Consider the following 12982-nt stretch of genomic DNA (forward strand, 5'->3'; position numbering starts at 1 on the left):
ATAGGTTTGAATCAAATGAAGGTGAACTAACCATGGCAAGAACTTGGCCAGTTTTAGGGTCTATTGCAGTAGAAGTTCCCACTTCTCCATCTAATTCATCATATATTTTCTTTTGAAGGTCTATATCTATATTTACATTTAAATCTTTGCCGTCTTTTGCCTCTGTCTTTGCCAATACAATCTTTTCTAATTCTTGGCCATCTTTTACTTTAGAAATATATATCTCCTTACCGTCATTTGGACGAAGTTCTTTTTCATAAACTGTTTCCAATCCAAACTTTCCTACGCGGCTTGTATTGTGATATATATCATCTTCATCTTCTTCTAGTTCTTCTGCTGTTATAGGCTTTATATAACCTATTAAGGAACCAAAAGCTTCTCCTCCAGGATAAACCCTTTCTTCCACCTCCTGAGATATGACTCCTTTTATTTCTAATAGTTTATTTAACTTTTCCTTATCTTCTAGAGGTATTTTAACTATTGGAATAAAGTGTTCTGGGTCCTTATTTCTTGATAGTTTGTCACTTATCATTTCTTCATCTATGTCTAGTAAATTAGTAAGCTTTTCATTATTTATATCTTCATATTCTGCAGGATAAATACCTACACTATATCTAGATCCATTTATAGCAAGACCCTTTCCATTTCTATCGTAAATTTCTCCTCTTTTTGCCCCTAAAATCCCAACTCTTACACTGTCTTCCTTCTCCATTTGAGGAAAGATGAGACTCTCACTCCAATCTATAAACCAATTCTTCTTATCTTCACCTTTTTCTTTAATCATTTTAACCTGATAAGTATCTAATAAGACCTCTCCTGCTAAGGTATCCATTTTTAAAGTAAATAGGATATTTTCTTTACCCTCTCCATCTTCTTTTATCTTTATATCTATATCTTTTGCCCCTATACCATCAAATATATTTGTATATCTATCTATGAAATCATCTTTACTTATATGTTCTTTAGAATCTTTTGATATCATACTATACATTGTTTGATAATCCTTATCTTCCCAAGCTTCTTTATACTCCTTAAATCTATCTTCAGCTGTCTGACTAGTACAAGCTGTAAATATCAACATAGTCATTATAGAAGTAAATAGTAGCATTAAGATTTTCTTTCTTTTCACATTATCACCTTTTCCTTTTAAAACTATTAAATAATTATTTTACATATATCTTATTAGCCAAATCTTCCCGAATCTCTATATTTTCTCCATCTTTTTCTATTATAATATTTCCCTTTAAATCTTTATCTATTATTTTAATAGTATCACCAATATTTAGACTCATCATTTTTGAATATCTTAAAATTCCTTTTTCATCTTCCAATCTTTTTATAATAGCATTCTCTCCTTCTAACATACTATCTAAAGAAGTTGCATTAAAAATATAGCTATCATCTTCTAAAGGTGTACCGTGTGGACATATTGTAGGATAGTCTAAGTATTTTTCTAGCCTTTCTTCAAGTTGAGGGCTTGTTATATGTTCTAATACTTCTGCCTCTTCATGTACATCTTCCCAATCATATCCAAGCTTTTCAACTAAAAACACTTCCCAAAGAAGATGTCTTTTTTTAATATGAAGAGCTTCTTTTCTTCCTTTTTCTGTAAGTTTGACACCTTTATATACTTTATATTCAATGTACCCTTCTTCTACTAATTTTTTAAGCATTTCAGATACTGAAGGCTGCGATATCTTTAAGGCTGATGCAATATCTTTGGTCCCTATTCTATTTTTTTCTCCCCCAAGCTCATATATTGCTTTTATATAGTCTTCTCTATTTCCAGTCACTTTTTAGCCTCCTTTAAATATTAAGTCTTTTTAAATATAATATATAATATTACTTTCTTAAATTTAATCATATATTAATTTATTTCTTAAAGAATTTTTTCTTTTATAATAATCTCATTCTATAAGAATTTATTGCAGTTTCTCCAAGTTTTCTTAAAAGTTTAGAATTCGTATATCCACCTATTACAGCTCCAACTCCCGGTAGTATCTGCAGAAGTTTTGCTATGTCTAGATAGTCTCTATACTCTTGCTGAAATTCTCTCCATTGATCAAAATCCATATTCTCAAGTAAATCTTTTGAGTACTCATCCCAATTTTCCATATTCAAAAACACTTCCCTACCCCTCTTTTGACTTGAAAATGCTAATTGAAATATATTTAAAATATAAAGTCTTTCCTTATAATCTCTTATATCAAAACCGTAAATAGAAGCAATATCATATAAAAATTTAATTTTTATAGTAAGAAGTAGCGGAAAATCGGCTAAAGACATTGCAATGCCGCCTGCACCGGTTCCAATACCTTCTACCATTGCAGCTCTTTTATAAAACTTTAATCTCTTTTTTACTAATATCTCTTTTTTTTCTAAACTAAGGAAATTGAATGTTCTTTTAGTTGTATATTTAGATCCCGTTAATACAACTTTTACCATGTTTTTTATGGCTAAGGTTAATATTTGATGATATTTTTCAGGTAAAATATCATTTAATCCTTTCTGTGTACTTTTTGAAACTCTATTTATAATTGAGGGAGACTTTCTCATCTTTTTCTTCCATCTATTTAATTCCTTTAATGCTTTTTTATTATAGTCTTCTATAACCAACACCTCTTATCTTTATAATAAATTATTAAATCTATTACAAATCCTATTAGTTTCTTATATACTATTTTATCATATATTAACTATATCTATAAAAATATAGTATTATATATATTTAGGGTATATATAAGATTATATACCCTAAATATGATAAGTATAATAAAGTAATTTCAAATAAGGATATATTATAATTAAATTATAATTTTTTGTAGGGATATGATTTGAGAGGTATGAATATTTTAGCAATTATAAGATAAGCTCCTTTCTTTAATATTAGATTAACCATGATGATTTTAAGCTAATTAAAAACCGTAATAGATAACTTTAATTTTGATGATTTAACCTAAAGGAGAATGAATATGTATTCAATATATATAATAAGCTTTTTAACTTTATTGTTTTTAATGTATCTTTTTAGTATAAAACCAAATAAAAAAAGAGATTTAAATTTTCTTTTAAATCATTACTATTCTCATAGAGGCATTCATAATAATGATGATAAAAATCCTGAAAATTCAATTCTAGCATTCCAAATGGCTGTAGAAAAAGGATATGGCATAGAGCTTGATATCCAGGTTACAAAAGATAAAATACCAGTAATTTTTCATGATAAGAGTCTTTTAAGAGTTTGTAATTTAGAAAATAAAATACAAACTCTTACACTAGAAGAACTAAAAAAACTAAAACTCTTTAAATCAGATCAATATTTACCAACATTTAAAGAAATTTTAGACTTAGTAGATGGAAGAGTTCCTTTAATAGTTGAAATAAAAAATGAAACTACAGATATAAGTGAATTAAAATATATTGCAAGTTTATTAGATACTTATACTGGAATCTATGCTATAGAATCTTTTAATCCACTAGTTCTTAGATGGTATAAAAAAAATAGACCTCATATTATTAGAGGTCAACTTGCAACATGTTCTAAGAAAAAAGATCTTTCAGTTTGTAAAAAAGTTAAAGATTTTATTTTAGAAAACTTCATGACAAATTTTCTATCAAAACCTGATTTTTTAGCTTTTAATTATAAATATAAAAATATGTTTAGTTTTAATTTATGTAAAATACTTTACAATCCAATAACTGCGGCATATACTATTAAAAGTCATCAAACTTTAAAAGATAACTTAGATGATTTTAATATTTTTATATTTGATAGTTTTATACCTGAAGAAGACACTAAAAGATTTTAGTGTCTTTTAATATTCTATACCAAGTTTTTTAAATACTGTTTTATATCCATCTACTCCATAATTTAAAGATCTGTTTACTCTACTTATAGTAGCTGTACTAGCTCCTGTGGATTCTTCTATTTCTGTATAAGTCTTTTTTGCTTTTAAAAGTTTTGCAACTTCTAGCCTTTGTGCTACAGTTTCAATCTCTTTTATAGTAAAAACATCTTCAAAAAATCTATAAGACTCCTCCATAGTTTCTAAAGTAAGTATGGCCTCACAAAACTTATCTATTTGCTCACTTTTTATCCTTGATTCATATTCCATATATACACGTCCTTTTATCCATTAATAGTTTAGTTTATTATAATAGAACTATAAAAAAATTGGGCAAAAGCCCAACTTTCTTATTTAAAATAGTCCTACTATCTCTCCATTTGGTAATATATCCATTTTGTTAGCTGCTGGAACCTTAGGAAGTCCTGGCATAGTCATAACATTACCTGTAAGTGCAACCAAGAAGCCTGCACCCTTAGATACTCTGATTTCTCTAACTGTTATTCTAAATCCACTTGGTCTACCTAACAAAGTAGGGTCATCTGAAAGTGAATATTGAGTTTTAGCCATACATATTGGCATCTTATCTAATCCTAATTCCTCTAGATTAGCAATCTCTTTATTACACTTTTTAGTAAAGTCTACTCCGTCAGCTCCATATATTTCTTTAGCTATTGTTTCAATTTTCTCTTTTATACTACTTTCTACATCATAGAGTACTTTGAAGTCAGATGGTTTGTTTTCACATACATCTACTACTGCCTTAGCCATTTCAACTCCGCCGTCTCCACCATTTGCCCATACATTTGAAAGTACTGCTTTAGCGCCTAGTTTTTCACAGCTATCCAATACAAACTTTACTTCTTCTTCTGTATCAGTTGGGAATTTATTTAAAGCTATTATCGCTGGAACGCCAAATTTGTTAACATTTTCTATATGTTTTTCTAGATTGGCAAATCCTTTAGATAAGGCATCTAAGTTTTCATCTCCTAGATTCTTTTTGTCAACTCCACCATTATATTTTAAAGCTTTAACAGTTGCTACTATAACAGCTGCATCTGGCTTTAAGTCACCAAATCTTGATGCTATGTTAAAGAACTTTTCAGCTCCAAGGTCTGCACCAAATCCTGCTTCAGTTACGGTGTAATCTGCAATTTTTAATCCCATTTGGGTTGCAATTAAAGAGTTACAACCATGAGCTATATTTGCAAAGGGTCCACCATGAATAAGTGCTGGTGTATTTTCAAGCGTTTGTACAAGGTTTGGTGCCATAGCATCTTTCATAATAAGAGCTACTGCTCCTTGTGCATCTAAATCTTTTGCAGTTACAGGCTCTCCATCGGTGTTATAAGCAACTATAATTTCTCCTACTCTTTGCTTAAGATCCTCAATATCATTAGCTAAACAGAATATAGCCATTATTTCAGAAGCTACTGTTATATCAAATCCATCTTCTCTTGGAACTCCGTTTGCCTTTCCTCCAAGTCCTACTACTATATTTCTAAGAGCTCTATCATTCATATCTAGTACTCTTTTCCAAACTACTTTTCTTGTATCTATTTTAAGCTTATTTCCCTGATGTATATGATTGTCTAAAAGTGCTGAAATAAGATTATGTGAAGCAGTTATAGCATGGAAATCTCCCGTAAAATGAAGATTTATATCTTCCATAGGTACTACTTGTGAATATCCTCCACCAGCTGCTCCACCCTTCATACCAAAACTTGGTCCTAAGGAAGGTTCTCTTAGAGTTGTGACTGCCTTTTTACCAATCTTGTTGAGTCCCATTGAAAGTCCAATATTTGTTGTAGTCTTTCCTTCTCCAGCTGGAGTAGGGTTTATTGCAGTTACAAGTACAAGCTTTCCATCTTTTTGATCTTTTTTATTAGAGAGTACATCTAAAGATACTTTTGCTTTATATTTTCCGTAATGTAATAAATCGTCCTCGTTTATTCCTACCTGTTTTGCTACCTCATCAATGTGTACCATTTTTGCTTCTTGACCAATTTGAACATCTGTCTTCAAATGAGTTACCTCCTTTAAATTTAAAATGTTTCATTTGCAATTTTTGATAAAATAATCCAATTATTTATCATTATACCATAAAGCTTTAAAATATTAAAAGGTTTTCCTATTTAATTAATCTTTGCAACATCTCCCCTATAATAAATATTTTTGTAGCTTACTTTTTTTAACTCTTCATATACTTTTTCCCTAGCCACATTTATATCTTTACCCAATGCTGAAACTGTTAAAACTCTACCACCATTTGTTTTAAGTTTATTATCTACATATTTAGTCCCATTATGAAAAACTATAATAGATTCATCTAAATCATCTAAACCATCTATGCCAAATCCTTTTTCATATTTTAAAGGATATCCCAAAGATGTAGTTACTACACAAACAGAGGCTCTTTCATCCCAGATTAAATCTTCTTCTTCTAAACTTTTATCTATTGTCTTTAGGAGTATATCCACTAAATCACTTCTGAGTCTTAAAAGTATACTTTGAGTTTCAGGATCTCCAAATCTTACATTAAATTCTAATATATTAGTATCTTTACCATCTATCATAAATCCTATAAAAAGAATTCCTTCATATTGAAGATCTTCTTCTCTCAGAGCCCTGCTTATATTTTTTAATATACCATTTTTTATCTCTTCTTCTAATTCCTTTGTTACTACTTCATTAGGAGAATATACTCCAACTCCACCTGTATTTAAGCCCTCATCGCCTTCTTCTATCTTTTTATAGTCTTTAGCACTTTCCATAGGTATTATTTTATCACCAGATACAAAACATAGAAGAGATGCTTCTATACCTTTTAAAAATCCTTCTATTATTATCTTTTCGCCCTCATCTCCAAAACATCTATCTTCTAATATATCCTTTAAGACTTTTTCTGCATGACTATATGTCTGGCATATAAAAACACCCTTACCAAGGCATAGCCCATCTGCCTTTATAACAAGAGGTAGGTTAAACTCTTTTAAAGCCTCCTTAGCAGCCTTAAAATCTGTAAAACTTTTATATTTTGCAGTAGGTATATTATACTTATTCATGATCTCTTTAGAAAATTTTTTACTAGCTTCTAGCTGACTTGCCTTTTTGCCTGGTCCAAATATCTTTAACCCTTTTTCTTTAAATCTATCTACTATCCCAAGTGTTAAAGGTTCTTCTGGTCCTACTACAGTTAGATCTATCTTTTCTTTTAAGGCAAATTCTAAAAGTCCGTCCACATCATTTGCAGCTATATCTATATTCTTTGCAAGTTCACTTGTTCCACCATTTCCAGGTGCACAAAATATTTCCTTTACTTTTTTAGACTGACTTATCTTCCAACAAAGTGCGTGTTCTCTTCCCCCACTACCTATTACTAATATTTTCATATCCACTTTTCCTCCTAATGTTTAAAATGCCTGATATGAGTGAAAATCATAGCTATACCATGTTTGTCTGCTTCTTCTATTACTTGACCGTCCCTTATAGATCCCCCCGGCTGAATTATAGCCTTTACTCCTGCTTTTCCTAAGACTTCTATAGAATCTTTAAAAGGAAAAAATCCATCAGATGCTAAGACACTTCCTTTTATCTCGTCTCCACTTCTTTCTATAGCCTTTTTACTTGCCCAATACCTATTGACTTCCCCAAGTCCTAGTCCAATTGTAGCCTTGTCCTTAACTATAACTACACCATTTGAATTTATATGTTTAACCCCTTTAAAAGCGAATAAAAGATCTTCTAATTCTTCCTTTGTAGGCTCTCTTTTCGTCACTATCTCATATTCTTCTAGAAGTATCTCATCTCTTTCTTGAACTAAAAGACCTCCCATAGTCTTTTTTAAATCTAGTTCATCATACTTGTTTTTTTCTACACCTTCTATTTGAAGAAGTCTAATATTTTTCTTTTTTGTCAATATATCTATAGCTTCTTTTGAATAACTTGGTGCTAAAACTACTTCTATAAATATATCCCCAATATATTTGGCAGTTTTTTCATTTATTTCTCTATTAGAAGCTATTATTCCTCCAAAAATAGACTCTTTATCGCATTCATACATCTTTTCATAAGCCTTTTCAATAGTAGCAGCACTTCCTATACCTGAAGGGTTGGCATGCTTTACTCCTACCACTGTTGGCTCTTTAAATTCTTTAAGTATTTTTAAAGCTCCGTTTGAATCGTTTATATTGTTAAAAGAAAGTGCCTTACCATGAAGCTGTTTAGCATTTGATAGGCTTCCTTTTTCTTCTTTTATTTCTTTATAAAATGCAGCCTTTTGATGAGGATTTTCTCCATATCTTAACTTGTCTACTTTTTCAAATGTAAGTGTTAGTCTTTCCGGAAACTTATCTTCATCTAGACTATTGAAATATCCTGATATAAGAGAATCATAGTAAGCAGTATAGCTAAAGGCTTTTTTAGCAAGTTTCATCCTGAAACTTTCATCTAACTTCTCTTCCTTTAACATATCTATAACATTTGTGTAGTCACTTGGATCGGTAACTATTATTACATCCTTATAATTTTTAGCCGCAGCCCTTATCATAGAAGGACCACCTATATCTATATTTTCTATCATATCTTCTATGGATGAATTTTTTTAAGCATCTCTTCAAATGGATAAAGATTGTTTACTACCATATCTATTGAGCCTATATCCATATCTTTTATAGTCTTTTCGTGAGAGGCTTCTCCCCTTTTATAAAGAATACCACCATGGATAAATGGATTTAAAGTTTTTACCCTACCGTCCAATATTTCTGGAAAACCAGTTATCTCTTCTACATCTATTACATCTACTCCAGCATCTTTAAACATTTTAAGACTTCCACCCGTAGATACAATTTCCCAGTTTAAACTTTGGAGTTCTTTCGCAAATTCCACTATACCTTCTTTCTCATAAACGCTTATAAGTGCTCTTTTCATCTTTTCCCCCTATTTATACTTACCTTTTCACCATCTATTTTTACCTTGCCTTGAGAATATAGTTTGACCCCTTCAACTATTATCTCATGTTCAAGTTTTAAAACTTTCTTTTGTAAGCTTTCTACCGTATCATGATCTTCTACTTTGACCTTTTTTTGTAAAATTATAGGACCTGTATCTACTCCTTCATCTACAAAGTGAAGGGTCGCACCAGTATATTTTTCTCCTGATTCAAGAGCTGCCTTATGAACCTTTTTACCATAATATCCACTCCCGGCAAACTTAGGCAAGAGAGAAGGATGAATATTTATTATTCTATCTTTAAACTCATTTATAAAGTCTTTAGAAAGTATCTTTAAATATCCTGCAAGAACTATTAAATCTACACCACTTTTTTTAAACTCTTTCATTAATCTTAAGTTATATTGTTCTTCACTAGTATAGTCTTTTGCTTCAATATATATGTTTTTTATCCCTGCCTTAGCTCCTCTTTTTAAACCATAACTATCCTTATTTGAGATTATTAATTCGATACCACCATCAATCTTTCCATTGAGAGTATTATCTATTAAAGCCTGGAGGTTTGTCCCTCCTCCAGAAATAAGAACTCCTATCTTTAGCATAAAACTACTCCCTCATTTCCCTTTTTAATCTTTCCTAGCTTATAAAACTTTTCTTCCTTTTCTTTTAGGAAGTTTTCTACATCTTCTAGATCTTCTTTTTTTACTATCATAATCATTCCAACACCCATATTAAAGGTAGAATACATCTCTTTTTCATCCATGTTTCCCCATTTTTTTAAAAGATTAAATATATGTGGTGTGTCTATCTTTGTAGTATCTATATGTCCAGTAAGTCCTTGTGGAAGTACTCTAGGTATATTTTCGTAAAATCCTCCACCTGTTATATGAACAAGTCCTTTTATATCAAATCTTTTACTTAAGTCTAATACTGGGTCTATATATATACGAGTAGGCTTTAAAAGTTCTTCTCCTAAAGTCCCTTCTAGTCCATCTATTTTTTCATTTAAATCCATATTTTCTTTTTCAAAAACAATCTTTCTAACAAGAGAATATCCATTGCTGTGAATCCCACTTGAAGGAAGACCTAGGATTACATCATCTTCTTCTATATCTTTCCCATCTATAATTTTTCCCTTATCTACAAGACCAACACAAAAACCCGCTAAGTCGTACTCTCCGTCCTTATAAAAGCCTGGCATTTCAGCTGTTTCTCCTCCAATTAAAGAGCATCCTGCCTTTATACATCCATTTGATACTCCTTCTACAACTTGGGCCATTTTTTCTGGTTTTAGTTTTCCTGTCCCTATATAGTCTAAGAAAAATAGTGGTTTAGCACCTTGGCAGAGTATATCATTTACACACATGGCAACAAGATCTTCCCCTATAGTGTCGTGCCTATCTGTCATAAATGCAAGTTTTAGCTTTGTACCTACTCCATCAGTACCAGAAACAAGTACTGGTTCTTTCATCCCCCCACTATCTAGTTTAAAAAGTCCTGAAAATCCTCCTATATTAGAAAGTACATTTTCTGAATGAGTCTTTTTTATAGATTTTTTTATAAGTTCTACTTGTTTGTATCCTGCTTCCTTATCTACTCCCGAATCCTTATATGTTAAAGACATTTTTTCCCATCCTTTCCTATTGGATAAACTCCAGTTAAACATCCTGTGCAAAATCCCCTATCTCCTAGTGAGTCTAAAAGTCCTTCAAGTGAAAGATAATAAAGTGAATCTACCCCTATTCCCTTTTTTATTTCCTCCACAGTTTTATTGGCACCTATTAAGTTTTCCCTACTAGGTGTATCCATCCCTAAATGACAAGAATGAGTTACAGAAGGTGATGCAATCCTTATATGAACTTCTTTAGCTCCAGCCTCTTTTAGCATTTGAGCAGTTCTTTTTATAGTAGTTCCCCTTACTATAGAGTCGTCTACAAGAACTACTCTTTGTCCTTTTATATTTTCTTTTAAGACATTTAATTTAATTCTTACGCCTTTTTCCCTAAGTTCTTTTGTAGGGCTTATAAAAGTTCTACCTACATATTTATTTTTTATGAGTCCTATAGTATATGGAATATTTGAAGCTTGTGAAAAACCAACTGCAGCTATAATACCAGAATCTGGTGCTCCTATTACTATGTCTGCATGGACAGGTGCCTCTTTAAATAGTGTTTTTCCCATATTTAATCTAGATAAATATATACTCCTTCCATCTATAACGCTATCTGGTCTTGCAAAGTAAATAGATTCAAATGCGCAAAAGCTTCTAGCTTCTTTCTTTTTAAATATACTCTCTATACCATTATTATCTATAACTATCATTTCACCTGGCTCTATATCTCTTACAAAATCTACCCCAAGTGTATCAAATGCGCAAGTTTCTGAAGATACAACATACTCATCTCCAATTTTCCCAAGGGATAAAGGTTTTATTCCATAGATATCCCTTGCAGCTATAAGTTTATCTTTTGTCATAAGGACTAAAGCGTAGGAACCTTCTAAGCCTTCCAATACTAGTTTTACACTTTCAACTATATCCTTTTTACCAGCTCTTGCTATTAAATTTGCTATTACTTCTGAATCTAAATCAGTCTGAAATATACTTCCTTTTTCTTCTAGTTCTTCTTTTAAAGTGCAATAGTTTGCAATACTTCCATCATAAGCTACTCCAAGTGCTCCATTTTTATATCCTATAACTAATGGTTCTATATTCTTTTTATCGATTCCTTCATCGGAAAAAGCATATCTAACCTGACCTATACTTATATTTCCTCTTAAGCCTTTTAGATCATCCTCTTCATATACTTCATTTACAAGACCTATATCTTTATAGTAATCTATAAAACCATTGTTATTTATTGCTATTCCAGTACTTATTTGACCCCTATGTTGTAGAGCGTATAGACCGTAGTACATCATTTGAGAAATTTTTTCTACATTTTTACCGTATATACCTAATACTCCGCTCAAAATCTTTCCTCCTTATAGTGTTAATTCACTATTCATCTTTTCTACGCCTTTTTCCATCTCAAGCTTGTAATCCTTTATCTTATCCTTTACTTCTTCATATTTAAGAGAAAGTATTTGAGCTGCAAGTATAGCTGCATTTTCTCCTCCATCTATTGCAACAGTTGCAACTGGAACTCCTTTTGGCATCTGCACTACAGAAAGTAGAGAATCAAGCCCATCCATTGTAGAAGACTTTGCTGGAATACCTATAACTGGAAGTGTAGTAAGGCCTGCCAAAACTCCTGCCAGGTGAGCTGCTTTTCCTGCTATAGCTATTATAACTTCTGTTCCATTTTCTTCTGCATTTTTTGTAAAGTCAACTGCTCTTTTCGGTGATCTGTGAGCTGATATAACTTCAACTTCATAAGGTATATCAAATTTTTCTAAAATACCTATACTTTTTTTAGCTATCTTTTCATCTGAAATGCTTCCCATTATTATACTTACCTTCATAACTCTTCATCTCCTTTTATTAGTCAAAATATTTAATACCAGATTCAAATATTTTCATTTGACCCCTAATATCTATGTTTTTATACAAATCTTTTTTTATACGATCTATATTGCTTGTAGTCCCAAGTATTCTACCGTTTAAACTTGTAAGCGATTCTATATTTCCATGGGATCCAGTAGGGTTTTTACCTATAAATCTTGTAGCTATTTGACTCCTATCTAATTCTACATCACTATCTAAAAATAGTCTTCCCTCATAAGTTCCTATAGGTGCTGAATATATATGACCTTTTTTCATACTATTAAACCAAGGTGAGCTATCATCTTTTACTTCTATATCTGTAAAGGTAGATATAAATCCTCCTTCTTTATTTGGAAGAAGTATGCCACCTTTTCCTACTATAAGACCAGATTTTAAAAGTGTTTGGAAACCTTCACCAATACCTAAAATAAGCCCATCTGTATTTTCTAAAAATCTATTCATTTCTTCTTTTATTTCAGGTCTATCTAAGATATATTTTAGAAGTTTTCCTCCACCATTAGGTTCTCCTCCAAAAACTACTCCATGAGGAAAAGCTAATATTTGACTCATTCTAATTTTTTCTCTAAACTTTTGTAAAGAATCTTTAAAGTTCTTTTCATTTGAAAGCCTAAAGACAAATGTATCAACTTGACCTCCAGCTCTTCTAAATGAGTCTTTTAAAGTATATTCTCAATGTGTTCCA

11 protein-coding genes and 2 pseudogenes are annotated in these 12982 nt (G+C 31.1%); 1 reads left to right on the top strand and 12 read right to left on the bottom strand.

Annotated features, from left to right (window positions below; genetic code table 11):
* The 3 genes from ACTHW2_RS04070 to ACTHW2_RS04080 form a co-directional block, all read right to left on the bottom strand.
* A partial coding sequence (locus tag ACTHW2_RS04070) for an NTF2-like N-terminal transpeptidase domain-containing protein (RefSeq protein WP_442262465.1) occupies positions 1-1129 on the bottom strand: 1129 nt, incomplete at its 3' end.
* A gap of 34 nt (positions 1130-1163) precedes the next feature.
* The gene (locus tag ACTHW2_RS04075; RefSeq protein WP_442262466.1) at positions 1164-1793 is read right to left on the bottom strand and encodes a metal-dependent transcriptional regulator; all 630 of its coding nucleotides are present in this window, start codon (positions 1791-1793) and stop codon (positions 1164-1166) included.
* A gap of 103 nt (positions 1794-1896) precedes the next feature.
* Positions 1897-2619, bottom strand: coding sequence for an EcsC family protein (locus ACTHW2_RS04080; protein ID WP_442262467.1), 723 nt, complete (start codon positions 2617-2619; stop codon positions 1897-1899).
* 353 nt (positions 2620-2972) lie between these two features.
* Between ACTHW2_RS04080 and ACTHW2_RS04085 the strand changes: the two genes are divergently transcribed.
* Positions 2973-3809, top strand: a complete 837-nt coding sequence (locus tag ACTHW2_RS04085) for a glycerophosphodiester phosphodiesterase family protein (protein WP_442262469.1) — start codon at positions 2973-2975, stop codon at positions 3807-3809.
* 6 nt (positions 3810-3815) lie between these two features.
* Here the strand turns inward: ACTHW2_RS04085 and ACTHW2_RS04090 are convergent, their stop codons facing one another.
* From ACTHW2_RS04090 to ACTHW2_RS04130, 9 genes and pseudogenes are all read right to left on the bottom strand, one after another.
* Positions 3816-4115, bottom strand: coding sequence for a YerC/YecD family TrpR-related protein (locus tag ACTHW2_RS04090; RefSeq protein WP_442262470.1), 300 nt, complete (start codon positions 4113-4115; stop codon positions 3816-3818).
* A gap of 84 nt (positions 4116-4199) precedes the next feature.
* Positions 4200-5870 carry a formate--tetrahydrofolate ligase gene (locus tag ACTHW2_RS04095; protein ID WP_442262472.1) on the bottom strand — a complete coding sequence of 557 codons (1671 nt, stop codon included), beginning with the start codon at positions 5868-5870 and terminating at the stop codon, positions 4200-4202.
* A gap of 110 nt (positions 5871-5980) precedes the next feature.
* Complete coding sequence (purD, locus tag ACTHW2_RS04100) at positions 5981-7237, bottom strand: phosphoribosylamine--glycine ligase (RefSeq protein WP_442262474.1); 1257 nt, start codon at positions 7235-7237, stop codon at positions 5981-5983.
* Between the two features lie 14 nt (positions 7238-7251).
* Positions 7252-8774 (bottom strand): annotated as a pseudogene (purH, locus tag ACTHW2_RS04105) (bifunctional phosphoribosylaminoimidazolecarboxamide formyltransferase/IMP cyclohydrolase).
* Positions 8771-9397, bottom strand: coding sequence for a phosphoribosylglycinamide formyltransferase (gene purN / locus ACTHW2_RS04110; RefSeq protein WP_442262476.1), 627 nt, complete (start codon positions 9395-9397; stop codon positions 8771-8773). Before purN ends, purH begins: the two are co-directional and overlap by 4 nt.
* A complete protein-coding gene (gene purM, locus ACTHW2_RS04115; RefSeq protein WP_442262478.1) occupies positions 9391-10419 on the bottom strand; it encodes a phosphoribosylformylglycinamidine cyclo-ligase in 1029 nt (342 codons plus the stop codon). The genes purN and purM overlap by 7 nt, the downstream gene beginning before the upstream one ends.
* A complete protein-coding gene (purF, locus tag ACTHW2_RS04120; RefSeq protein WP_442262479.1) occupies positions 10410-11765 on the bottom strand; it encodes an amidophosphoribosyltransferase in 1356 nt (451 codons plus the stop codon). The genes purM and purF overlap by 10 nt, the downstream gene beginning before the upstream one ends.
* Positions 11766-11777: 12 nt before the next feature.
* Complete coding sequence (gene purE / locus ACTHW2_RS04125; protein WP_442262481.1) at positions 11778-12257, bottom strand: 5-(carboxyamino)imidazole ribonucleotide mutase; 480 nt, start codon at positions 12255-12257, stop codon at positions 11778-11780.
* A 19-nt stretch (positions 12258-12276) separates the two neighbouring features.
* Positions 12277-12951 (bottom strand): annotated as a pseudogene (locus ACTHW2_RS04130) (phosphoribosylformylglycinamidine synthase subunit PurQ); the annotation flags it as partial.
* Positions 12952-12982 lie beyond the last annotated feature (31 nt).

The organism is Tissierella sp., assembly GCF_052089545.1.
Taxonomy (GTDB): domain Bacteria; phylum Bacillota; class Clostridia; order Tissierellales; family Tissierellaceae; genus Tissierella_A.

Bases quoted from the DNA above. Each gene is read 5' to 3' on its own strand.
- ACTHW2_RS04085 (WP_442262469.1), top strand. From the start codon at position 2,973: ATGTATTCAATATATATAATAAGCTTTTTAACTTTATTGTTTTTAATG.
- ACTHW2_RS04090 (WP_442262470.1), bottom strand. From the start codon at position 4,115: ATGGAATATGAATCAAGGATAAAAAGTGAGCAAATAGATAAGTTTTGT.
- purD (WP_442262474.1), bottom strand. From the start codon at position 7,237: ATGAAAATATTAGTAATAGGTAGTGGGGGAAGAGAACACGCACTTTGT.
- purN (WP_442262476.1), bottom strand. From the start codon at position 9,397: ATGCTAAAGATAGGAGTTCTTATTTCTGGAGGAGGGACAAACCTCCAG.
- purM (WP_442262478.1), bottom strand. From the start codon at position 10,419: ATGTCTTTAACATATAAGGATTCGGGAGTAGATAAGGAAGCAGGATAC.
- purE (WP_442262481.1), bottom strand. From the start codon at position 12,257: ATGAAGGTAAGTATAATAATGGGAAGCATTTCAGATGAAAAGATAGCT.